Source organism: Actinoplanes sp. GCM10030250 (assembly GCF_042666575.1).
Taxonomy (GTDB): Bacteria; Actinomycetota; Actinomycetes; order Mycobacteriales; family Micromonosporaceae; genus Actinoplanes.
Window position 1 is genome coordinate 108,704 of sequence record NZ_JBHTDO010000010.1, and the last position, 23,695, is coordinate 132,398.

Genomic DNA, 23,695 nt, shown 5'->3' on the forward strand with positions numbered 1-23,695 from the left:
GCAGGCGGGCGACAGCCACCTTCGGCCGAGCGCGCTGATCACCGGGAGAGTGCTGCCGGCTCGCCTGTCGCCAGCGGCGTGCTCACCGACGGGGACGTGGCGCGGCTGACGGGCGTGGCACGGCTCGCCGGCCCGATGACGAGCCGGTTGCCTCTGCCTTGAACCGACGGACAGGAACACGATTACAGTCATGCAGACCATGAGCCAGGCGGAGTGACCGTGACACATTCCGGTGAACCACACAGCGGCGCGCTGTCCGGCCGGCTGAACCGGCTCCGGGCCGGGGTCCTCGGCGCCAACGACGGCATCGTGTCTACGGCCGGCCTCGTCATCGGAGTAGCCGGAGCGACCCTGGCCAGCGGCCCTATCGCCACCGCCGGGTTCGCCGGCCTGGTGGCAGGCGCCGTATCCATGGCCTTGGGCGAGTACGTCTCAGTCAGCAGCCAACGCGACACCGAACGCGCTCTTCTCGCGAAGGAACGCACCGAACTCGACGAGTTCCCCGACCAGGAGCTCGACGAACTGACGGCGATGTATCAGGCGAAGGGACTCTCGCAGGCGACCGCACGTCAGGTAGCCGAGGAGCTGACCGCGCACGACGCCTTCGCCGCCCACGCGGACGTCGAATTGCGGATCGACCCTGACGGTCTGGCCAACCCGTGGCACGCGGCCGGCGCCTCGGCGCTCGCCTTCGCCGCCGGATCGCTGCTCCCACTGATCGCAATCCTGCTGTCGCCGCCGCACATACGGGTCACAGTCACCTTCGTCGTCGTTGTTGTCGCCCTCGCCGTGACCGGCGCGATCAGCGCCAAAATGGGCTCGGCGTCAATCGCTCGTGCGGTGGTGCGGCTGGTGGGTGGCGGCGCAGCAGCCATGGCTGTCACCTTCGGCATCGGAAAGCTGATCGGCGCCACCATAAGCTGACACGCCGCCGGACCGAATCGCCCCTCGCGGTTCGGTGCCGGGTGCGGCCGGCGGAGTCAGTCGCGGATCTCGACCACCTGTTCGGTCGGCAGGCGTGGTGTCCGCGCAGGAACAGGCCGTGCGGAATCGAACGTGCCCAGCCGCATGACCATATGCGGGAATCCGATGCCGCCCAGCAGTCGCCTCAGCTGATGACGGGTGGACGCAACCTCGACCGGGCCGCTCAACGGCAGTAGCGCAACGCCGTGCTCGGAGGCCGTCAGCCAGACCGCGCTGAGCGCCTCACCGGCGCGCAACCAGTCAACGGCCTCGTCACCCGGGCCGTAGAGCAGCGCGTAAGTGGCGGCGGTGTCGTGCCCGGAACCGGCCGCAAGAGTGCCGGACGCACCGAAGTCGCGTTCCGCGACGGTGGTCGGCGGCAACTCAGCGGGCAGGTTCGCATCGGGAATGCCCGTACCGGCGGCACGGCCACCACCCACCCACGTCGTCGACTCGGCCCGCAGCAGCTCGTCAGCATCTTCGGCCTTCTGGGCTTGCTCCACCAGCACGGCGAGTTCGATCACCTGGTCGCGGCCCAGCACATGCAGCCGGGCACCGGCTTGTTCGGCCGCTTTCACCAGCACGTCGAGGATGTCACCGGTGACCGCGTCGCCGGTGACCGTGCGCCGGTCGGTGTGCCGCACCGAGAGCTGCTCGAAGTGGCGGATCGCCGCCGGGTCGACCGCGACGCGTTCGCCGGGATGCACGACCGCGAGCGGGTCGGCGCCGACCCGCTCCACCCGGTGCTGCCGACCCTCCGCGGTCAAGGCGATCCTGGCGTGATGCAGGGCGGTTCCGCAGCTGATCAGCAGCATGTGCCGGTCCGGGTCCTGGAAGCGCAGCTGACGATCGGTCACCCGGTGCAGCTCCAGCCGGTCGCCGAACACGATCCACCGCCACGGCTGGGTGTTGTGGATCGACGGCGCGAACCTGGCGGCATTTGCCGCCCGCGCCAGCACGCTACGGACGTCGGCATCCTCTGTCATCGGTGTCCTTCCGTATTGATCCGACCGATCGCGGCATCCGGTCGACGACATCCACCGGATCATCTTTGTTGCCGGCGTTGCCAGACCGAAGACGAAAGCTCCAGGAGCCCAACAGCTCAGCGGAGCCCGGCAACGCTGCCAGATCATCATGCCGGTACGCGACGGCCTCGGGCGCGGCAAGGCCGATCCAGGGCAATCCGGCTCCCGGTGATCACGGCGGCGCATTGCCCGTCCTCGGTCGCAGACGGGCACACGCGCAGCTGATCCCACTGAGATCCTCAAGAGTCGGCCCTGCCGGTTTCCAGGACTTCACTCAGAGGCCGCCTTGGTGTGGCGGGGGCGGGCCGCCCGTATCCGACACGCAGGATCATCTGTGCCCAGATACCCTTCCGGGTGTCGGTCAGCTGCTCACGGATGGCGGGAATCTCGACGGGTTGGCTGATCGGGGTGGTGGCCAGGTTGTGCCACGTCGCCGTGAGCAGCACGCGTTGAAGAGCCTGCCCGGCGGTGAGCCAGGCGGCGGCGTCGTCGCCGGCGGTGGCCAGGACCATGATGCTCGGATAAGGCTCGAACGCCTCGGTGGGCCGGTTCAACTGCGGCTGCAGCAACCCGAAGTCTCGGATCGGCATGGTCTCCAATGCATCCCACGGCCCGATCGCTGTGGGCGGGACACCGTCGCGATGCGCGATGCGGTGGATGGTCCACCGGGCCAGTTCCGCCCGGTAGCCACCGGTGGCGCGTTGCCGGCGATCGGCTGCCTGCGACAGCGCGATGATCGCGTTGCGGCCGGCCGGGCTCGCCACCGTCAAGACGGCGGCCTCCTTGGTTGCTGCGGCGCTCAAGTGTTCGGTGACGTCAGCGGGGATGACGGTGCGCGCGAACGGATGCCGGTTAGTGTGCCGGTGCTCGATCGCGGCAGCGAGTTGCTCGATCGGGAGGTGGTGACAGGCGCGGGACCGGCGGAGGTCACCGTGGCGACGAGATCCGATTGACCGGAGTCCGGGAAGACGGTCAGGCGAGGAAGATGGCCGGCCTGGCGCAGCCGCAGGCGCAGGTTGAACACCGCGGCTCCCACGCTGATCATGAGCTCTCGCCCGGAGGGGTCGAGGACGGCCAGTTGCCGGGTGTGGTCGGCGTACACGTTGACGGCACCGTCGGCGATCCGGAACTTCCAGGGCTGGCTGTTGTGCAGCGACGGCGCCATGGTGGCAGCCTCGACGCAGTCCTCCAGCACGTGGCGGCCGGCAGGTACGGCCGGGTCAGAGCCTGCGATGTACTTACCCATTATCGCCTCTGCCCTCTCGTCATCGAAAAACGACGGTCTTCTCCCGAAGCCCTTCAATTCGGCATTGCGTGTTCGATAAATCTGAGTATTTGCCCCGACACGCCGCCGCGAGAGGGCCGACAGTCCCTGGAGGGCCGGCTCGAAAGGCCCGAGTTCTTGCTGAGATCAACGTTCTGGCGGTTTGATCCTTCAAGTGCGTGCGGCCGTCATGTCGCTCGAGAAAGGCGCGAGAAGAGCGATCGTTCTCGCTGCGCCAGCAATCGCGCCCGTGGGCCTGACAGCGGCGCGGATGCCAGCCACTGACCGAGCCCGACCCGACCGAGCAAGGAGGAGGCCACATGAGCACCAACGCCATCCAGGCCGTCATGGTGTGGCCCGCCGCCCCGGTCCGGAGGGTGATGGCCCATAGGGCATACGTTCGCCTCGATACGCCTCACCGTCACGGGTCTTTTCGGCCCTGACGACGTTCTCCGTCGGCGTCATAGGTTCGTCTCGAAAGCTACGGCCTCCTCCTCTGTTGGGAGCCGAGATGAACGTTTTCAGGAAGTTGCTGTGCGCGACAGGCCCGCATTCGGGGCGGTGGTCGGTCCGGGCGTTCGATGCGAGAGCATGCGCGTCTGTACCGCATGCGGAAAGACCAACGAGAGCATCTGCCACACCTGGCGCGAGTTCGCCTATGTCAATGCCGACCGGTGCGAACAGGTTCGCCACTGCGAGAGGTGCGGCACGACGGAGTCCGGGTCCGAGCATGATTGGGGTCCATGGCTATACGCGAACACGGAGTTCAACGCGCCGCAGGCCCACAAGTGCCGCCGGTGCCACGAGATCGAGAGGACCGGCTACACAGTCCGCTGACGCCGACGGGACGGCTCTTCTCCACACCACTGGCCAACGGCGGGACGTCGTGGCGATGATCAGCCACACCACCCTGCTCGCCGGAGTGGTGCAACGGCTGACGCGCCCCTTGCCTGGCTGCGGCTCGCGGTCAGCGCCGCCCTCTTCTCGGTGACTGTTTTGAGGTGCGTGGCCCGACACCGCCTCAGCAGACTCCGTCCCAGCCGCATTGCTCTCGCCGGTGGCGCTTGCCGTTGGTCGCCGGTGCGGTACAGCGATGCCTGTCGCAGGCCTCGCCCGTATGGATCAACGAGACGTCATCATCGCCGGACGGCAATCGAGACCGTTCCGCTACGGCGGCCCCGGGAAGCTCCGGAGCCGCCGTCTGGCAGCGATGGCTGCTACGGCTCTGTGCGCTCCAGCGACCAGTCACGAACCTCAGGCATGTCCTCCAGGTGCTCGACGACGTACGCCTCGTGGCGCCGGAGCTGCGCCTCGCACCATGCCTTGAGGTCGGCGGCGCCGCGCGGCAGGCGGTGGGCGTTGTTGATGGCGTCCATCACCAGGTGATAACGCGACGCCCGGTTACGCACCATCATGTCGAACGGGGTGGTCGTGGTGCCCTGCTCGATGAAGCCGCGCACCCGGAACCGGTCGGCGTCCGGCCGGCCGTGCACCAGTTGGTGGATCGCGCCCGGGTAGCCGTGGAAGGGGAAGACGACGTCTACCGTGTCGGTGAACAGCTCGGTGAACTGGGTCCCGCTCATGCCGTGCGGGTGGTCCTTCGGCCGTGGCAGCGTCATCAGGTCGACCACGTTGACGACGCGGACCTTGAAGCCGGGAAGCCGTTCGCGCAGGATCTGCGCCGCGGCGACGGTTTCCATGGTGACGATGTCGCCGGCGCACGCAAGGACGATGTCCGGGTCGCTGTTGCCGTCGTCGGTGCCGGCCCACTCCCAGATCCCGGCGCCGCGGGCACAGTGCTCGATCGCCTCGTCCATTGTCAGGTACTGCAGCTGCGGCTGCTTGTCGATGACGATCAGGTTGATGTACGACTTCGACCGGAAGCAGTGGTCCGCGACCGAGAGCAGGGTGTTCGCGTCCGGCGGCAGGTAGACCCGGGCGATGTCGCCGCGCTGGGTCAGCACCACCTGGATCAGGCCGGGTCCCTGGTGGGAGAAGCCGTTGTGGTCGTTGCGCCAGGCGGTGGAGGTGAGCAGCACGTTGAGGCTCGGCACCTTCGCGCGCCACGGCAGGTGTTGCGCCTCCTGCAGCCACTTGCCGTGCTGCACCGTCTGCGACGCGCTGACCATGGCGAACGCCTCGTAGGTGGCGAACATGCCGTGCCGGCCGGTGAGGTTGTAACCCTCCAGCCAGCCGTGGCAGTTGTGCTCGGAAAGCACCTCCATCACCCGGCCGTCGCGGCTGATCGCAACGTCGCCCGGCATCACGCGCTCCATGAACGCGCGATCGGACACCTCGAAGACCGCACCCAGGCGGTTGCTGTTGGTCTCGTCCGGGCAGAACAACCGGAACCGGTCAGGGTTGCCTGCGTAGATGTCGCGCATCAACTCGCCGAGGCGGCGGGTCGACTCGGCCCGCTCAGTGGCCGGCGCGGCGACTTCGACGGCGTAGCCGCGGAAGTCAGGAAGGTCCAGGTCGCGGGTCAGGACGCCGCCGTTGGCGTGCGGTGAGGCGCTCATCCGCAGGTCGCCTTCCGGCGCCTGCTCGCGGAGCACGTCGGCGGGCGCTCCGGCCGCGTCGAACAACTCCTCGGGACGGTACGACCTGAGCCACTGCTCGAGGATCGCCAGGTGCTCGGGGTTGTCCCGGACACCGGAAAGCGGCACCTGGTGCGACCGCCATGTGCCGGTGACTCTGACTCCGTCGACCTCGGCCGGTCCGGTCCAGCCTTTCGGCGAACGAAGGACGATCAGCGGCCAGGCCGGACGGGTGCCGTCCCACTCGCCGTTGCGGGCGCAAGTCTGGATCTCGCGGATGCGCCCCCACGCCTGCGCGAGGGCTGCAGCGAACCGGAAATGCATGCCGGGCAGGTCGTCCCCGGAGACTTCGATGACGTCGTAGCCGTGACCGCGCAGCAGTTCTTGCACCTCGTCGGCATGCTTGCGGGCCAGCACGGTGGGGCCCGCGATCTTGGCGCCGTTGAGGTGCAGGATCGGCAGCACCGCACCGTCGCGCGCCGGGTTGATGAACGAGACACCCTTCCACGAGCCTTCGAGGGGGCCTGTCTCGGCCTCACCGTCGCCGACCACTGCGATCGCCAGCAGATCGGGGTTGTCCATCACCGCACCGAACGCGTGCACCAGCACGTAGCCGAGCTCGCCGCCCTCGTGGATCGAGCCGGGTGTGGTGACAGAGACGTGGCTGGGGATACCGCCAGGGCTGGAGAACTGGCGGAACAACTTCCCCATGCCCTCTTCGTCTCGGCTGACCTGCGGATAGATCTCCGAGTACGTGCCTTCCAGGTAGCCGGCGGCGACCAGCGCGGGACCACCGTGGCCCGGCCCGGCCAGGTATATGGCCTGCTGGCCGGTGTGCCGGATCAACCGTGATACGTGGGCGTAGATCAGCGACAGGCCGGGACTGGTCCCCCAATGCCCGAGCAGCCGGGGCTTGATGTGCTCGGCGGTCAGCGGCTCGCGCAGCAACGGATTGGCCTTGAGGTAGATCTGGCCGATGGTGAGATAGTTGGCGGCCCGCCACCAGGCGTCGAGGCGAGCGAGGTCGGCCTCGTCGGGTTCGGCGAGGGTCTGCAGCAAGTCGGACACAACCGCGGTCACGGCGATTCCTTCCCGGATCTTCGTCGTCGGGTCGACCGTATGGCGGGGGACGCCTTCTCCCGTAGGGCCGGAAGCCGGGGCTGATGGGACCTTCGGCCCTGTCAGGCGGGACTGACGGAACGAGTCAGCGTGGGGCCGGAGCGTGGGACGTGCGCCGCGGTACATCAAATCCGCGATCAGCGTCCACTACTCCGCCGGGTAGGCGTAGAGCTCGATCAGCCGATGCCGCGCGGACTGCAGCCGGGCAGTCACGACGTCCAGCATGCGACCGGTCAGTTCACGTCCCAGATCGGCGTCCTCGGCGATCAGCTTGCGCACTCGCTCGGCGTCGAACTCAACGGCATGGACGTCTTCGGCGACGACGGCGCCGAAGCGCCACCGGTATGGCGGCCGCATCCACGACCGTCCGACAGGCGAGCCGGGTCCGACACGTTCAACGACGATGTCGCCCCGGCCCGGTACGTAGAAGTCGACCGCGACCGTCCCGGAGTGCAGCAGCCAGAACCGGTCGGCGTTCCCGTCCTCGCGGCACAGCCGATGCCCGGGGCCGAAAAACACCGGCTGTCCGGTCAGAGCGAGCCGGTGAAGCCAGCCCGCAGGCAGGTCGGCGACGAAATCGTGCATGGCGAGCAGGTCGAAGACGCTCAACGAGGGCATGGCGCGCTCCAGTGATGGGCGCGGAGCCCCGGTGGCGGCCGGGCCCGCGCGACAAGTCAGGTGATGGAGAAGACCTCGGCGCCGGTGGTGTCGGTGCCGAGAGGTCAGGCCGTGACGGGGTCCGCCGACCTGCCGATCCGCTCGGCTCGCTCTTTGATGCCGTGTAACATCCGGCGTTCCATGATCAAACTTCCGGGCGCCATCACCACGTCGTAGACCAGCCGGGCAGCCCGGCCCGTGCCCGGCGGGGAGATGCGGTTGCGGCTGATCAGCCTGGTCGCGCCCCGATCCGGCCGCGTCTCGAAGATCCAAACCCAGGCGCCGTCGTCGGATCGGAAGGCGAGCGTCCGCTCCGGTTCGCAGATCTCGACCCGCATGGCGGGCCCTTCGGACCCCAGCGGCAGAGTATCGCCGACGGCGAGCTGCTGGAACTGCGGCAGGATCGCGTCGGCGCTGTGCATGCTCAGCCCGAAGAGATTCTCGATCCAGTCGTACGTGTAGGCCCCGCCACGGCCGCTGCCCATCTGCACCAGCCACGGCCAGACCGCCGACGGCTCCGCGTCTATCGTGATCGCCCGGGTGGAGACCAGTCCGGCATCCGGCAGCAGGTCGTCGCCGGGCAGGGTCCCGGTTATCTCCTCGGGCGTGGCGCCCCAGGTGACATACCGCCGGCGGGCCCACGGCGACACGGCCACGGCCAACCCGGCGCCGATCAGGAGCATTGGGGCCCTCATCGCGACAGCACCGCTTTCAGCACGCCACAGCACGCCGGGTCGGTGCCGAAGATGGCGAGGGCATCGACTTCAATGATCGCGTCCCGCGGAGCATGGGCCCACGGGTCGGGGATCTCCGTCGGGGATCGGACGCCAGGCTCACCGTACACACGCCCCTTCATCACCGAACTCCTTTCCGTGTCGTTGCCTCCATGCTCGGCCTGCTACGGGCCGCCGAGTAGGGACGTCTGGCCCTACTGAGAGGGTCCTCGGCCGTCATGTCGGCAGCCCTCCCGGCAGGTCGCTCGGCCCTACTGACGGCTGCCGCGAAGGACGACGCTCGATGCAGCAGAGATCAAAGGAGTTCCGTCATGCGTGCCGCCGTGGTCACCAGTTTCGACCAGCCGCTGGAAGTCAAGGAGGTGCCGGTCCCCGAGCCGGGCGCCGGTCAGGTCCGGGTCCGGATCGAGGCCAGCGGCCTCTGCCACACCGACATCCACGCCGCCCGTGGCGACTGGCCGGTCAAACCCGTTCTGCCGTTCGTCCCCGGTCACGAGGGTGTGGGCATCGTCGAGAAGGCCGGATCGGGCGTGACCCAGCACAAGATCGGCGACCGGGTCGCGATCCCGTGGCTGGGGTACGCCTGCGGCTCGTGCGAATACTGCATCACCGGCTGGGAGACGCTGTGCGAGGCGCAGCTCAACACCGGCTACGCGATCGACGGTGGGCACGCCGAGTACCTGATCGCCGACGCCCGATTCGCCGTCGCGGTGCCGGCCGGTCTCGACCCGGCCGAGGCGGCGCCGCTGACCTGCGCCGGCGTCACCACCTACAAGGCGGTCAAGGTCGGCGGCGTCACGCCCGGCGACCGGGTGGCCATCTTCGGGATCGGCGGGCTCGGCCACCTCGCTCAGCAGTACGCACAGATCTTCGGCGGCGAGACGATCGCGGTCGACGTCACCGACGAGAAGCTGGCTCTTGCGAAGCAGCTCGGCGCGGCACACACCGTCAACGCTGCGACCACCGACCCGGTCGCCGCGATCGAGGCGCTCGGCGGGGCCGACGTCGCCGTCGTGCTCGCGGCCGACCCCAGGGTGCTCGAACAGGCGCACGCCTCGCTGCGCCGCGGCGGCCGGCTAATCCTGGTCTCGCTGCCCAAGGACAACGCCATGTCCCTGCCGATCTTCCAGACCGTCCTCAAGGGCATCCGGGTCATCGGCAGTATCGTCGGCACCCGCGCCGACCTCGCCGAGGTCTTCCGGCTGCACGCCGTCGGCCGCACCCGGGTCTTCTACGAGACCCGAGCGCTCGAGCAGATCAACGACGCCATCGAGGAGGTGCTCGCCGGCCGCGTCCCGGCCCGCCTCGTGCTGCTGCCGTAGACCACACCACAGGGCCGACGAGATCGCGCCCGCACCCGGAGGTCCCGGACGGTTCCGACCGTCCGGGACCTCCGGCCCTGACCGCCGGGTCAACGATCGGCAAGGCTGTAAGGAGAAGAAGGAGGGGCCATGGCCACCACATCCCACGACGCCTGGCGCGGCTACCGCGGCACCGGCTGGCGCGAGACGATCGACGTCGGCGGCTTCATCCACGACAACATCGAGCCGTACGCCGGCGGACCGGAGTTCCTCGCCGGACCCACGCACCGCACCGAGCGGATCTGGCGGCAACTGCGGCGCATGTTCGTCGAGGAGCGCCGGCGTGGGATCTACGACGTGGACACGCACACCCCCTCCACGATCACTTCGCACGAGCCGGGCTACCTCGACCGCGACCACGAGCTGATCGTGGGACTGCAGACCAGTGCGCCGCTGCGCCGGGCCATCATGCCCAACGGCGGCCTGCGCATGGTGCAGGCCGGGCTCGCGGCGTACGGCTTCAGCCTCGACCCCACGGTGAAGGCGATCTTCAGCCAGTACCGCAAGACGCACAACGACGGCGTCTTCGACGCCTACCCGGCCGACGTCAAGGCGGCGCGACGCTCACACATCATCACCGGCTTGCCCGACGCGTACGGCCGCGGCCGGATCATCGGCGACTACCGCCGGGTCGCTCTCTACGGGGTCGACCGGCTCATCACCGAGCGGCAAGCCGCCAGGTCCTCGCTGGACGCCCGGCTGTCGTCCCCCGATGTCATCCGCGACCGCGAGGAACTGGCCGAGCAGATCCGCGCACTGGAGGAACTGCGGTTGATGGCCGACCGGTACGGCCACGACATCTCCGGTCCGGCCACCACCGGCCGCGAGGCGATCCAGTGGCTCTACTTCGCCTACCTGGCCGCCACGAAGGAGCAGAACGGCGCCGCGATGTCGCTCGGCCGGACCGCGTCGTTCGTCGACGTCTACCTGCAGCGTGACATCGCCGAGGGCACGCTGACCGAGCAGCAGGCGCAGGAGCTGGTCGACGACTTCGTGATCAAGCTGCGAATCATCCGTTTCCTGCGCACCCCGGAGTACGACCAGCTGTTCTCCGGCGACCCCACCTGGGTCACCGAGTCGCTCGGCGGCCTCGACTGCGACGGCCGGCCGCTGGTCACCCGCACCAGCTTCCGCTACCTGCAGACCCTCTACAACCTCGGGCCCGCCCCGGAGCCCAACCTCACTGTCCTGTGGTCGCCGGCCCTGCCCGAGGGCTTCAAGCGGTTCTGCGCACAGGTATCGATGGACACCAGCGCCATCCAGTACGAGAACGACGACCTGATTCGGCCCGCCTACAGCGACGACACCGCGATCGCCTGCTGCGTGTCGGCCATGCGGGTCGGCAAGGACATGCAGTTCTTCGGCGCCCGCGCCAACCTCGCCAAGGCCCTGCTGTACGCGATCAACGGCGGCCGCGACGAGATGACCGGCGAACAGGTGGCCCCGCCGGCCGAACCGATCAGCGAGGACGTGCTGGACTACGACCAGGTGCTGGCCGCGTACGACCGAACGCTGGACTGGCTCGCCGAGACGTACGTGGACGCGCTCAACGTCATCCACTACATGCACGACAAATATGCCTACGAGCGGCTCGAGATGGCCCTGCACGACTACCCGGTGCACCGGTTCCTGGCCACCGGCATCGCCGGCCTGTCGGTGGCCGCCGACAGCCTCTCAGCGATCAAGCACGCCCAGGTCAAGGCCCTGCGGGACGAGACCGGCCTGGTTGTCGACTACACCGTCGACGGGGACTTCCCGACCTTCGGCAACAACGACGATCGCGTCGACGCGATCGCCGTGGATCTGGTCGAACGGTTCATGGACAAGATCCGCCGGCAGCCCACCTACCGCGACGCCGAACCCAGCCTGTCCGTGCTGACCATCACGTCCAACGTCGTCTACGGCAAGAAGACCGGCAACACCCCCGACGGCCGACGCGCCGGGGAGCCGTTCGCACCCGGCGCCAACCCGATGAACGGCCGCGACAAGCACGGCATGGTCGCCGCGGCCCTCTCGGTCGCGAAGCTGCCCTACCGCGCGGCCCGGGACGGTATCTCGCTGACCATCACAGTCACGCCGGACGGTCTCGGACACTCCCGCGATGAGCGGATCGGCAACCTGGCCGGTGTCCTGGACGGCTACACCGACGGCGGCGGCTTCCACATGAACGTCAACGTGCTCGACCGGGCCACGCTCGAGGACGCCGTGGAGCACCCGGAGAAGTACCCGCAGCTCACCATCCGGGTCTCCGGGTACGCGGTGAACTTCGTCAAGCTCACCGCCGACCAGCAGCGCGACGTCATCTCCCGCACCTTTCACGGGACGCTGTGATGACCGACCTCATCACGGCGGCACCCGCCGTGACCGGCTCCGTCCACTCCTTCGACCTATCGACCGGAGTGGACGGGCCGGGCACCCGCTTCGTCGCCTTCCTCGCGGGCTGTCCGCTGCGTTGCCCGTACTGCCACAGCCCGGACACCCAGTACCGGCGCTACGGCCGGCCGACCACTGCCGACGACCTGCTGCTGGAGATCCGCCGCTACGAGCGCTTCCTCAAAATCGCCGGTGGCGGAGTGACGATCAGCGGCGGCGAACCGCTGCAACAGCCGGCCTTCACCCGTGAAGTACTGCGCCGGTGCAAGGACATGCACCTGCACACCGCCCTGGACACCAGCGGCTTCCTCGGCGACCGCGCCGACGACGCCCTGCTCGACGCCACCGACCTGGTACTGCTCGACATCAAGTCCGGCGACCCGGCCACGTACCGGAAAGTGACCGGGACCGGCCGGCTCGCGCCCACCGTGCGTTTCGCCCACCGCCTCGCCGACCGCGGCATGCCGATCTGGGTACGGTTCGTGCTGGTGCCCGGCCTCACCGACGGCCCGGCGAACGTGGACGCCGTCGCCGCCGTCGCGGCAGGCGTGCCCACCGTCGAACGCGTCGAGGTGCTGCCGTTCCACCGCCTCGGCGCACCGAAGTACGCCGCCCTCGGGCTGCCTTTCCCACTCGCCGATACACCGGCACCGGACGAGGCTTTGCTCCGGCGAGTGCACGACCAGTTCCGCGCCCACGGCCTGACGGTGTATTGAGGGCGGACGGTCAACGGCACGCCGAGGCACCTTGGTGCACTGCCGGGCGGGCCTGTCCCAGATCGATCACCTCGTCCACCCGGGCGGTGATGTCGGCGCGGTGGGAGATCACCAGGACGCTGCGATCGCCGGCGGCGGCAAGTACGTCGTCGAGCAGCGCGGCGGCGTTCTCGTCGTCCAAGTGCTCGGTGGGCTCGTCCAGGATGAGTACCCGAAAGCCGGCCAGCAGCGCCCTGGCCAGGGCGAGCCGGCGACGTTGCCCGCCGGACAACGCCCGGCCGTGCTCACCGACCAGCGTCTCCAGCCCGTCGGGCAGGGTGTCGACCCAGCCCAGCAGCCGCGCCTCGGACAGGGCTGCCCGCAACTGGTCATCGGTGGCGTCCGGGCGGGCGACCCGCAGGTTCGCCGCGATGGTGGTGTCGAACAGGTAGGCGTCCTCGGGCAGGTAACCGACGACTCGCCGGACCCGCTCCGGCTCAAGAAGGCGCAGATCGATGCCGTCCAGAGTCACCCGGCCCGCGCTCGGGTCGAGGAACCGGACCAGCAGCGCCGCAACCGTGCTCTTGCCGCAGCCGCTCGGGCCGACCAGCGCCACCCGGGCACCGGGCCGCAGCTCGAGATCGACGTCGTACAGCACGGTGCCGCCCGGCGTCCAGGCGGCACTGACCGCCTCCAACCGCAGCGTGTCCGGGCCGTCCGGGACATCGACCGGCGCTTGCGGGGCAATGACAGGCACCGGTGTGGAGAGCACGTCAGCGAGCCGTCGCAGCGATCCCCTTGCGGCGGCGAACTGCTGCGCCGCGGCGGGCAGGCCGGCGGCCGTTTCGAACACCGCGAGCGGGGTCAGCACCACTACGGCGAGCAACTCGCCGGGGAGGGCGCCGGAGCGTACCGCGACCGCGCCGGCGGCCAGCCCCACGAGCAGGCAGACGCCGGTGGCCAGCGCGGTGACGGCCGCGGACAGGCCGGCCATCGCGGTGGAGCGCTGCTGCGCCCGGCGCAGTCGCGCGTCGGCGTCGGCGAGCAGGGCGAGGCGAGCATCGACAGCACCGTAGACCAGCAGGTCGGGCAAGCCGTGCATCAGGTCAACCGTTCCGGTGGCAAGCTCGGCGCGCAGGGGCGCCAGTCGCCCGTCGGCGCGGCGGGCAGCCCGGGCCTGCAGCACCGGCACGACCGCACCGACGAGCAGCAGGCCGCCGGCGACTGCCAGCCCGGCGGGGGCCGAGTACGCGCTGACCAGCAACACCGAGCCGATTCCGACGAGCGTGGCGACGGCGTACGGCAACAGCACCCGGGTCAGCATGTCCAGCACGGCATCGACGTCGGCAGCCAGGCGCTGGGCAAGATCGGCGCGGCGGTACCCGGCGAGCCCGGCCGGGGCCAGGTCGGCGAGCCGGGAGAAGACGCGCGCCCGGAGGCGGCCGAGGACGCGCAGGGCGGCGTCGTGGCCGGCCAGGCGCTCGGCGTAGCGAAGGACGCCGCGGGTCAGGCCGAATGCGCGGACCGCCACGATCGCGACCATCAGATGCAGTACCGGTGGGTGCAGGGCGGCGCGGGAGATCAGCCAGGCGGAGACGGCCATGAGACCGACCGCGGCACCGGCCGCGCCGGCCCCGGCGAGCACCGCGAGCACCAGTCCGCCGGTGGCGGGGGCGGCCGCGGTGCGCAGCAGACGCACCCAGCTCATCAGGCACCCACCGGCTGCCGGGCCAGGTCGACGACCCGGCCGGCCAGGGCGATCAGCTCAGGGCGGTGCGCGGCCATGATGACCGTACGGCCGTGGGCGAGCCGCCGGATCGCGGCCATGACCTCGTCGGCGGTGTCTGTGTCGAGGTTCGCGGTGGGCTCGTCCAGCAGGACGATCGGTGCGTCGCGCACCAGGGCGCGGGCCAGCGCGATGCGTTGCCGCTGCCCTGCCGAGAGCCCGGCGCCGTCGTCGCCGAGCGCGGTCCCGTAGCCGTCAGGCAGCGCGGCGATGAATCGGTCCGCCCCGGCCCGCCGTGCCGCGATGACCACCTCCGGGCTCGAGGCCACAGGCGCGGTCCCGGTGAAGCAGTGGGCGAAGGCGGTCGGCGGTTCGGGTGGCGCGGCCATGTCCCGGCCAAGGGCGATGTTGTCGCGGACGGTACCCGCGAACAGGTACGGCCGCTGCGGCACCCACGCGATCCGGGAACGCCAGTCCCCGGGGTCGACGGTCGCCAGATCGATGCCGCCAACAGTGACCCGGCCGCTGTCCGGAGCGACGAAGCCGAGCAGGACGTTGAGTGCTGTGGACTTGCCGCATCCGCTGGGCCCGGTCACCGCTACGATCTCGCCCGGCTCGATCGTCGCGGTGAGGCGCAGTGCGTCGCGGTCGCGGTAGCGGACCACCACGTCGTCGAAGACGATCCTCCCGGTCGGCGCGGGCGCCGATCCGTTTGTGGGTACCGGGGTCTCGAGGATGGTGAACGCCTCCTCCGCGGCTGCCAGTCCTTCGGCGCTGGCGTGGTAGTGCGCGCCCACTTGCCGCAGCGGCAGGTAGGCCTCCGGCGCCAGGATCAGCACGAGCAGCGCGGTGGTCAGATCGAGGTGACCGGAGACCAGGCGCAGGCCGATGCCGACCGCGACCAGCGCCACCGACAGGGTGGCCAGCAGCTCCAGGACCAGCGAGGACAGGAAGGCGATCCGCAGTGTCCGCATGGTGAGGCGGCGCTGCTCGGCGCTGATCCGCCGGATCGTGGCCGCCTGTGCCCCGGCGCGGCCGAAGATCTTGAGTGTGGTGAGGCCGGCGACCACGTCGAGGAAGTGGTGCGACAGGCGGGTCAGCAGGCGGAACTGGCGGCGGTTGGCGGCCTCGGTGTGCAGGCCAACGAGCGCCATGAACACCGGGATGAGCGGCAGGGTCAGGGCAATGGTCACGGCGGCGATCAGGTCGGCCGGAAGCAACCGGGCCAGCACGACCGCCGGGACCAGTGCGGCGAGCACGAGCTGCGGCAGGTAACGGGCGAAGTACGCGTCGAGAGCGTCGAGTCCTCGGGTGATCAGTGTGGTGACCGCACCGGTGTCTCCCCCGCGAGCCGGCCCGAGGGCGACGAGATGGGCGAGCAGGCGGCCGCGCAGTTCGCTCTTGACGGCGGCGGACGAGCGCGCGGCGACGGCTTCCTGCGCCCACGCGACGGCGGCCCGCCCGGCGACCACCGCGGCCAGCGCGACCACCGTCGGCGTCAGCGTACGCACGTCGGCGCCGTCGAGGAACACGGCCGTGATGCCGTGCGCCAGCAGGGTGGCCTGGGCGACGATCAGCGCGGCGAGCACCAACCCGAGGGCGACGGTCGCGGCGAGGTAGGTGCGGGTGCCGCGGGCGTACCGCAGCAGCCGCGGGTCCAAGGGCTTCACACCGGGATCCGTTCGAGGGTCAGGCGCTTGCGGAACACCCAGTAGGTCCAGCCCTGGTAAACGAGGACGACGGGGGTGAAAGCGACCGCCACCCAGGTCATCACCTTGAGCGTGTACGGCGTCGACGAGGCGTTGTCGACGGTGAGGCTGTTCGCTGCCGCGATGCTGGACGGCATGACGTCCGGGAAGAGCGTCACGAACAGGCCGAAGACGGCGAGCACGAGGGTGGCCCCGGTGGCCAGGAACGCCCAGCCTTCGCGGCGCAGCCGGGTGGCGAAGGCCGCGCCGGCCAGGGCGAGCGCCGCAGCGGCGAAGATCAGCCACCCGGTGACGTCGTGGTGGGTGCCCGCGGTCCAGGCCAGAAAACCGCCGGCGACCAGGATCGCCGGTAGCGACAGCCGCTCAGCGAGCCGGCCGGCCCGTTCCCGCATCTCGCCGCCGGTCTTCAAGGCCAGGAACACCGCGCCGTGCAGCACGAACAGCGTCAGGGTGGTCAGGCCACCGAGCAACGCGTACGGGTTGAGCAGCTCGAAGAAGCCGCCGACGTACTCATGGTTCGCGTCCAGGCGTACGCCACGCACGATGTTGCCGAAGGCGACGCCCCAGAGGATCGCCGGCACCAGGCTGCCGCCGATGATGCAGAGGTCCCAACGATGCCGCCAGGTGTCGTCGTCGCGCTTGCCGCGGTACTCGAAGGCGACCCCGCGCACGATCAGCGCGACCAGGATGAGCAGCAGCGGCAGGTAGAACCCGGAGAACAGGGTGGCGTACCACTCCGGGAAGGCGGCGAAGGTGGCGCCGCCGGCAACCAGCAGCCACACCTCGTTGCCGTCCCAGACCGGGCCGATGGTGTTGATCAACAGGCGGCGCTCCCGGTTGTCTCGGGCCAGCACCGGCAGCAGTATGCCGACGCCGAAGTCGAAGCCTTCCAACAGGAAGTAGCCGGCCCAGAGGATCGCGATGAGGGCGAACCAGACGGTAGTGAGTTCCATGACGGCCTCTCAGTACGCGAACGCCAGCGGACGGTCTGCGGGCTCGTTGTCCGCCTCGGGCGAGATGTCCGGCGCACCGGCGCGGGCGTACCGGACGAACAGGCCCACCTCTACCACCGCGAGGACGCCGTAGAGCAGGGTGAGCACGATCAGCGAAGTGGCGACCTCACCGGCACTCACCGACGGCGAGACACTGTCGGCGGTCTTGAAGACGCCGAAGACGGTCCATGGTTGGCGACCCATCTCGGTGAAGATCCACCCGAAGGAGTTGGCGGCCAGTGGCATGCCGATCGAGGCGATCGACGCGAACCAGAGCCACCGGCTGGTGGGCGCCCGGCCGCGGCGGGTCGCCCACAGGGCGGCGAGCGCGACGAGCATGGCGAGCCCACCGAAGCCGATCATCAGGCGGAACGACCAATACGTGACTGGCACGTACGGCGTGTAGTCGCCGGGGCCGTACTTCTCGGCGTACTCGGCCTGGAGATTGTTGATGCCCTCAACCTCGCCGCTCGGGCTGCCGGTGGCCATGAAGGACAACAGCGAGGGAATGCGGACGCTGGCGACCTCCTCGCGGCCGTCCAGCGAACCGATGGTGAACAGCGAGAAGCTCGCCGGCTTCGAGGTGTCGTAGAGCGCCTCGGCGGCGGCCATCTTCATCGGCTGCTGCTCGGTCATGATCCGGGCCTGCAGATCACCGGTGATCAGCACGCCGACGCCGGCGATCAGCACCACCCACGCACCGAGCTTGAGGCCCGGCCGGAAGACGTCCTCCTGATTACGGCGCTTGAGATGCCACGCGCTCACCGCCAGCAGCACCGCACCGGCGGTCAGGAAGCACGCCGTGACCGTGTGCGGGAAGGTGACCAGCGTCGTCGAGTTGGTCAGCACCGCCCCGATGCTGTGCAGCTCGGCCCGGCCGGTCACGGTGTTCACCTCGTAGCCGACCGGGTGCTGCATCCACGAATTGGCGGCAAGGATGAAATACGCCGACAGCAGTGTCCCGATCGAGGCGAGCCAGATGGTCGCCAGGTGGAGCTTCTTCGGCAGCCGGTCCCAACCGAAGATCCACAGGCCGAGGAAAGTGGACTCGAGGAAGAAGGCCAGCAGCCCTTCGATCGCCAACGGTGCGCCGAAGATGTCCCCGACGAAGCGGGAGTAGTCGCTCCAGTTCATCCCGAACTGGAACTCCTGCACGATGCCGGTGACCACACCCATCGCAAAGTTGATCAGAAACAGCTTGCCCCAGAACTTGGTGGCGCGCAGGTAGTGCTCCTTGCCGGTGCGCACCCAGGCGGTCTGCAGGCCGGCCACCAGGGCCGACATCCCGATCGTGATCGGCACGAACAGGAAGTGGTAAACGGTGGTGATCCCGAACTGCCATCGGGCCAGGTCGAGCGCGTCCACGGGCGGGTCCTTTCGACAGGTACCCGCCGAGTCTTTCGATCATCGCGCACGATGCTCAGGGCCGAAAGTCCCGACCCGTCCGTGCCCTGTCCCTTTTCGAACAGACGGCACCGCCGGAGGACCGGCCAGCCCGTTACACCGAACCGCCCGAGGCACGCCGCCGAGCCCGGACAGAGCCGTCGGTACGGGAATCGTGAGAAGGCATGAGCACTTCGGACAGGGGCCGCCGCGGTGTCCCTTCGGTAGTACGCCCGTAGCCCACCCGCAACACCATCTGCGCGAACAATCCGGAGCCGGGCTCGATGAGCAACCAGCGGACAGCCGGTACCTCGACGGGTTGGCTGATCGGCATCGTCGCCAGGTCCTGCCAGGTCGCGGTGAGAAGCACCCGCTGCAGGGCCTGTCCGGCGCGCACCCAATCCACGGGCCGATCGCTCGCGGTGGTAAGAACCAGGACCGTCGGGTACGGCTCGAACGGCTCGCCGTTCTGATGCTGTGCCGACACCTCGGTGAAGTCGCGCACAGGCACGGATTCCAGCGCGTCCCAGGGGCCGGCCGCTCGCGGTGGAACACCGTCGTTGCGTACGCGATCACCGGTCCAGCGGGCGAACTCGTCGCGGTAGCCGGGTCGCCGGCGCAGCCGTTGGTCCGCATGGCGGGCCAGGCGGAGAACGGCATCGCGGCCGGCTGGGTTGGCCACAGCCAGCACGGCACCCTCACGACGAGCGGCGTCGCGCAGCCGATCAAGTGCCTCACGGGGAACGGGTATCTGTGCGAAGGGCCACCGATTGGTGTGCCGGTGCGGGACGGCGGCGGCCAGCGCTTCCGCCGCAGCAGTGACCGGGGCGGGGCGGTTGGCGGTCACGCGCGCTACGAGATCGGGTTCGCCAGGCTCGGGAAACAGCGTGTAGTCGCAGCGATAGCCGTTGCTCCGGATCGCCAGGCGCAGGGTGAACACGGCCGCGCCCACGCTGATCAGCTGTTCACGGCCTTCCTCGTCCAGCACGCGCAGGTGGCGCGACGAGTCGGCGTACACATCGACGCGGCCGCCCCGCACCCGGAACTTCCACGGCTGGCTGTTGTGCACCGACGGCGCAGCCGTCGCGGTGCGCACGCAGTCGAGGAGGATCTCCCGAACCGGGGGTGTGATCGTGGTGGTCATCGTTTCTCCTCGCAGCGCCGGGTCGAGGGCCGCGCGGCCGGCTCCTGAGGGGGCAGACGCGGAACCGGCCGCACCGGGAGCCGCCGTCTCAGGCCTTCGCCCGGAACCGGTGGGGCTCACTCTCAGCCTGTCGCGGCACGCGCGCCGTTCCCAGTGCCGTTGGACCCGGTCATGGAGGCCGTGGCCGCCCCATGCGACGACATCGGCGAGGAGGGCGGAACCAACACCGTCGGACACGTCCTCCGCACACCCGCGGAGGCTGCCCGCGCGCTGCAGAGCAGCTCGGCGAAGCTGCCGCTCCGGCCGATCCCGGCCACCATGAGGCGACCGCGCCGAAGGGCGCGTTCGATGGTGTACGCCATCTCGAAGTCGTTGACGACGAGCCGCTCGACAACCACGCCGGGAAACCGCTCGGTCCAGCCGGCCAAAGCTGCGGTCAGCGCCTTCTCCGCACCCGCCCGTTCCTCGCCGTACGCTCCTGGTGGAACGGCCAGGGGAATCCCTTCTGCGGCGCCGGGCCTCGTCCACATGTGAATCGCGACAAGCGGGGCGTTCACCAGCGCGGCACGCGCGAAAGCGTATCCAAGGGTGGCGTTGCCCTCCGGCCGGGCCGAGGTCGCCACCACGATCGGCCCGTCACACGGCGTCGCCCCGCGATAGACCAGCAACGGGCATGCACTGTGGTGCGCCAGGTAGGCGGTCGTCGAACCCCAGGCCGGCCGGGTGACGACCTCGTCGCGATGCCCCAGCACAAGCAGGCGGGCGCGTCCCGAGGTCTGGGTCAGCAGGTTGGCGGCACCGCCATCGAGCAGCTCGGTGCTGACCGGCACGTCGGGCGCGGTCAACCGGGCGCGGACGGCCGACAGTTCGAGCAGCCGTTGTGCGTCGGCGCGTGACGGCACGGTCCCACGGCCACGGTAGGCGCCGCTGTACCGGCCGGGCCAGACGTGCACGATGAGCAGCGGAACGTCATACAGAGCCGCTTCCGCCACCGCAAGGTCGACCAGCGGCGGACTGATGCGCGAGCCGTTCACACCGACCATGACCGGCCGGTTCCGGGGTGTCGCCACATCACTGCCCATAGTCGCAAGTTAGGCGCCCGGAAGCGGGCGGCGTCACGGCCGGTGGGCACCACCGGCCGGGCCACTCGTCCCGATATCTCGGCGCGGCCACCCCGGGCAAGGCGGGACTTTCGGCCTGTCCAAGTCAGGCATATGGCCTCGGGATCCGGGCCCATGACCGGTGCAGTCTCAAGGTGCGGACATCGATGAAGGAGGACACCATGACAACCATCGGCCGAGGCACTGCCAATCACCTGGAGCACGTCGAAGCCCCGGGTTCCATGCTCACCAAGACCGCCGCCAGGGCACTGGCCGTTCTGCGCATCTCCACCGGCTTCGTCTTCCTGTGGGCGTTCTTCGACAAGACCTTCGGCTGGGGCTTCGCCACCCCGGCGGAGCGCGCCTGGACCAACGGTGGTTCGCCCACCAAGGGATTCCTGTCCGGTGTCGAGGTGGGCCCCGGTTGGCTGCAGACGTTCTTCCACAACATCGCCGGCGACCCCTGGGCCAACTGGGCGTTCATGCTCGGCCTACTCGCCATCGGCTTGGCCTTCGTGCTCGGCATCGGCATGCGCCTCGCCGCCGGCGCCGGCGCGCTCATGATGCTTCTCATGTGGGCCGCGGAATGGCCGCTCGACCAGACCACCGCCGCCGGCGAGCCCAGCGGATCGACCAACCCGATCATCGACTACCACATCATCTACGGCCTCGCCGGCATCGTCCTGGCGCTGACCTACGCCGGTCACACCTGGGGTTTGGGCAAGTGGTGGGCCTCCCTGCCGATCGTCCAGAAGAACCGCTGGCTCATCTGACGCCATGCGCAATCATCGACGGGACAGCCTCGCCCGGCCGCTCATCGCGGCCGGGTGATCCCGTTCCGCCTCGAGACTGGCCCGGCGTGGCGCACCTCTTACTGAGGTGGTTCAACGACGGTCACCTGTTCGGATGCTCGCCGAGCAAGCGAGTGGCGAGTACTGCCGCCTGCGTCCGCCGCTCCAAGCCGAGCTTGGCCAACAGGCTCGAGACGTAATTCTTCACCGTCTTCTCCGCCAGGAACATCCGGCCGGCGATCTCACGGTTCGTCAGCCCTTCGGCGATGAACTCCAAGATCTTGCGCTCCTGATCGGTCAACGACGCCAGTTCACGTGGCTGCTCCACCCCGTGCCGAATGCGCTCCAGCACCCGCTGGGTCACCGCCGGATCGAGCATCGACTGACCGGCCGCCACCCGCCGAACCGCATCCAGCAGGTCGTTGCCGCGGATCTGTTTGAGCACGTACCCCGAGGCGCCCGCCATGATGGCGGCAAACAGCGCCTCGTCGTCCTCGTACGACGTCAGGATCAGTCCCTTGATCGACGAATCGACGGCCCGCACGTCGCGGCACACGTCGATGCCGTTGCCGTCGGGCAGCCGGGCGTCGAGGATGGCCACGTCGGGCCGCAACGCAGGGATGCGCCGCGTGGCCTCCTGAGCAAGGCCCGACTCGCCGATCACCTCGATATCGCCGTCAGCCTGCAGCAGATCGACCAGACCGCGACGCACCACCTCGTGGTCGTCGAGCAGAAAGACACGGATCATCTGTCCTTCATACCGTGTCCAGCCAACGAGCCGTAGGGACCATGGGCCCGCGGTGAGTGGATCCGACGGAGAAGTCATCATGTGCGCCGAGGACGACGGCTTCGGCTTCGAACCCGCCCGCGACGGTGTCGTCAGCATGGGCACGCGCCCCTGACTTGGGCGGCAGCTTCGAAACCGGCGCCGTGTGCGAAGGCACCAAGACGAAGTTGATTTGGCGCGTTCCGATCAGCGGCCGAAACGGGACCTTCGGCCCTGAACGGGCGCTGCCGGCAACAGGCACGGTGGTGGGTGGACCGTACGACGGAGGTCCCCGACATGACATCGGCGCGAGGCCTTCTGCCGGGTCGCGGTGTCCCATCGGAGCAACACGAAGGAGACCGGCTGTGAACGGCTACGGCGAGGCAAATCTGCTATTGGCAGCTGAAGCGGGAATCCGTGCCCCTTCACTGCACAACAGCCAGCCGTGGCAGTTTCGGTTGCGCGACGGCGCGATCGAGATCCTCGCCGACCCAACCAGGCACCTATCCGTCGCCGACCGGTCCGGCTGGGCAGCCCGGCTCGCCTGCGGCGCCGCCACCTACAACGCCCGCCTCGCCTTGGCCGTTCACGGCCGGCCCGCCGAGGTCCACCTCCGCCCCAACGCCGGCGAACCTGACCTCGTCGCCCGGCTCACTCCCGAACGCGAACGGCCGCCGACCTCCGCCGAGCAGAACCTGCACGCCGCCATCCCACGCCGGCACAGCAACCGGGCGCCGTTCTCGCCCGACCCGGTACCCGCCGACACCCGGATCCGCCTCATCGAAGCTGCCCGCGCCGAATCGGCCTGGCTCGACCTGCTGGTCGGCATGACCGCCCTCACCGGATTCGCCGAGATCGCCGACAGTGCCGACCGCGTCCTGCGCCGCGACAACCGATACCAGGCCGAACTGATCAGCTGGACGCATGCCGGCTATGCGCCGGACGGCGTACCCGTCAGCGCCGGCGCGCCCCTCGCCGAACCACAGGATCTACTTCCTCAACGCACTTTCGGTGACCGGCGCCGCACGCCCGGCCGCGACTACGAACCCGAACCCCTCATCGCCATCCTCGGCGTACCCGGTGATCGGCCGGTCGATCAGATCACCGCCGGCCAGGCACTGCAGAAGGTGCTGCTGACCGCGACCGACGCCGGCCTGGCGGCCTCGATGATCTCCCAGCCGATCGAGGTGCCGGCCGCCCGCGACCAACTGCGCCGCTCACTCGGCCGAAGCGGCTACCCGCAACTGGCCCTACGCATCGGTTACGGCACGCCTGGGCGCACCCTGCCACGGCGGGACGTCACGGACGTCCTGTTGCCACCGGCAGAAGGCGATGCCCCATGAGCGAGCCGGAAGC

Annotated in this window: 19 protein-coding genes; 6 read left to right on the forward strand and 13 right to left on the reverse strand. The window is 69.4% G+C overall.

Annotated features, from left to right (window positions below):
* Positions 1 to 219: 219 nt before the first annotated feature.
* On the forward strand, positions 220 to 924 hold the full coding sequence (locus ACFQV6_RS15660) for a VIT family protein (protein WP_378028200.1): 705 nt from the start codon (positions 220 to 222) through the stop codon (positions 922 to 924).
* A gap of 56 nt (positions 925 to 980) precedes the next feature.
* Here the strand turns inward: ACFQV6_RS15660 and ACFQV6_RS15665 are convergent, their stop codons facing one another.
* The 6 genes from ACFQV6_RS15665 to ACFQV6_RS15690 all read right to left on the reverse strand — a co-directional run bounded on the left by ACFQV6_RS15665 (position 981) and on the right by ACFQV6_RS15690 (position 8,248).
* Positions 981 to 1,949 carry an Acg family FMN-binding oxidoreductase gene (locus tag ACFQV6_RS15665; RefSeq protein WP_378028201.1) on the reverse strand — a complete coding sequence of 323 codons (969 nt, stop codon included), beginning with the start codon at positions 1,947 to 1,949 and terminating at the stop codon, positions 981 to 983.
* Between the two features lie 278 nt (positions 1,950 to 2,227).
* Complete coding sequence (locus ACFQV6_RS15670) at positions 2,228 to 2,758, reverse strand: hypothetical protein (protein WP_378028202.1); 531 nt, start codon at positions 2,756 to 2,758, stop codon at positions 2,228 to 2,230.
* A gap of 29 nt (positions 2,759 to 2,787) precedes the next feature.
* Positions 2,788 to 3,234: a hypothetical protein gene (locus ACFQV6_RS15675; protein ID WP_378028203.1), complete on the reverse strand. Its 447-nt coding sequence runs from the start codon at positions 3,232 to 3,234 to the stop codon at positions 2,788 to 2,790.
* A 1,235-nt stretch (positions 3,235 to 4,469) separates the two neighbouring features.
* Complete coding sequence (locus ACFQV6_RS15680) at positions 4,470 to 6,869, reverse strand: phosphoketolase (RefSeq protein ID WP_378028204.1); 2,400 nt, start codon at positions 6,867 to 6,869, stop codon at positions 4,470 to 4,472.
* A 186-nt stretch (positions 6,870 to 7,055) separates the two neighbouring features.
* Positions 7,056 to 7,526 (reverse strand): Crp/Fnr family transcriptional regulator, encoded by a 471-nt coding sequence (locus ACFQV6_RS15685; RefSeq protein WP_378028205.1) that lies wholly within the window; start codon positions 7,524 to 7,526, stop codon positions 7,056 to 7,058.
* A 104-nt stretch (positions 7,527 to 7,630) separates the two neighbouring features.
* Entirely contained in the window at positions 7,631 to 8,248 is a 618-nt protein-coding gene (locus ACFQV6_RS15690; RefSeq protein WP_378028206.1) for an SRPBCC family protein, read from the reverse strand.
* A gap of 362 nt (positions 8,249 to 8,610) precedes the next feature.
* Between ACFQV6_RS15690 and adhP the strand changes: the two genes are divergently transcribed.
* The 3 genes from adhP to pflA all read left to right on the forward strand — a co-directional run bounded on the left by adhP (position 8,611) and on the right by pflA (position 12,749).
* Entirely contained in the window at positions 8,611 to 9,621 is a 1,011-nt protein-coding gene (gene adhP, locus ACFQV6_RS15695) for an alcohol dehydrogenase AdhP (protein WP_378028207.1), read from the forward strand.
* 129 nt (positions 9,622 to 9,750) lie between these two features.
* Positions 9,751 to 11,991 carry a formate C-acetyltransferase gene (gene pflB, locus ACFQV6_RS15700; protein ID WP_378028208.1) on the forward strand — a complete coding sequence of 747 codons (2,241 nt, stop codon included), beginning with the start codon at positions 9,751 to 9,753 and terminating at the stop codon, positions 11,989 to 11,991.
* On the forward strand, positions 11,991 to 12,749 hold the full coding sequence (gene pflA / locus ACFQV6_RS15705) for a pyruvate formate-lyase-activating protein (RefSeq protein WP_378028209.1): 759 nt from the start codon (positions 11,991 to 11,993) through the stop codon (positions 12,747 to 12,749). Before pflB ends, pflA begins: the two co-directional genes overlap by 1 nt.
* 10 nt (positions 12,750 to 12,759) lie before the next feature.
* On the opposite strand, the gene cydC is transcribed toward pflA, so the two are convergent.
* From cydC to ACFQV6_RS15735, 6 genes are all read right to left on the reverse strand, one after another.
* Positions 12,760 to 14,436 (reverse strand): thiol reductant ABC exporter subunit CydC, encoded by a 1,677-nt coding sequence (gene cydC, locus ACFQV6_RS15710; RefSeq protein WP_378028210.1) that lies wholly within the window; start codon positions 14,434 to 14,436, stop codon positions 12,760 to 12,762.
* Entirely contained in the window at positions 14,436 to 16,124 is a 1,689-nt protein-coding gene (cydD, locus tag ACFQV6_RS15715; protein WP_378028211.1) for a thiol reductant ABC exporter subunit CydD, read from the reverse strand. Before cydD ends, cydC begins: the two co-directional genes overlap by 1 nt.
* The gene (gene cydB, locus ACFQV6_RS15720; protein WP_378028212.1) at positions 16,121 to 17,116 is read right to left on the reverse strand and encodes a cytochrome d ubiquinol oxidase subunit II; all 996 of its coding nucleotides are present in this window, start codon (positions 17,114 to 17,116) and stop codon (positions 16,121 to 16,123) included. Before cydB ends, cydD begins: the two co-directional genes overlap by 4 nt.
* Positions 17,117 to 17,125: 9 nt before the next feature.
* The gene (locus ACFQV6_RS15725) at positions 17,126 to 18,520 is read right to left on the reverse strand and encodes a cytochrome ubiquinol oxidase subunit I (protein ID WP_378028213.1); all 1,395 of its coding nucleotides are present in this window, start codon (positions 18,518 to 18,520) and stop codon (positions 17,126 to 17,128) included.
* A 133-nt stretch (positions 18,521 to 18,653) separates the two neighbouring features.
* Positions 18,654 to 19,682 carry an Acg family FMN-binding oxidoreductase gene (locus ACFQV6_RS15730; RefSeq protein WP_378028214.1) on the reverse strand — a complete coding sequence of 343 codons (1,029 nt, stop codon included), beginning with the start codon at positions 19,680 to 19,682 and terminating at the stop codon, positions 18,654 to 18,656.
* 122 nt (positions 19,683 to 19,804) lie between these two features.
* Positions 19,805 to 20,764 carry a universal stress protein gene (locus ACFQV6_RS15735; protein WP_378028215.1) on the reverse strand — a complete coding sequence of 320 codons (960 nt, stop codon included), beginning with the start codon at positions 20,762 to 20,764 and terminating at the stop codon, positions 19,805 to 19,807.
* A 200-nt stretch (positions 20,765 to 20,964) separates the two neighbouring features.
* On the opposite strand from ACFQV6_RS15735, the gene ACFQV6_RS15740 reads away from it, so the two are divergent.
* Entirely contained in the window at positions 20,965 to 21,555 is a 591-nt protein-coding gene (locus ACFQV6_RS15740; RefSeq protein ID WP_378028216.1) for a hypothetical protein, read from the forward strand.
* A gap of 121 nt (positions 21,556 to 21,676) precedes the next feature.
* Here ACFQV6_RS15740 and ACFQV6_RS15745 read toward each other — a convergent pair whose 3' ends face one another.
* Positions 21,677 to 22,321 carry a response regulator gene (locus tag ACFQV6_RS15745; protein WP_378028217.1) on the reverse strand — a complete coding sequence of 215 codons (645 nt, stop codon included), beginning with the start codon at positions 22,319 to 22,321 and terminating at the stop codon, positions 21,677 to 21,679.
* A gap of 383 nt (positions 22,322 to 22,704) precedes the next feature.
* On the opposite strand from ACFQV6_RS15745, the gene ACFQV6_RS15750 reads away from it, so the two are divergent.
* Positions 22,705 to 23,682 carry an Acg family FMN-binding oxidoreductase gene (locus tag ACFQV6_RS15750; RefSeq protein WP_378028218.1) on the forward strand — a complete coding sequence of 326 codons (978 nt, stop codon included), beginning with the start codon at positions 22,705 to 22,707 and terminating at the stop codon, positions 23,680 to 23,682.
* Positions 23,683 to 23,695 lie beyond the last annotated feature (13 nt).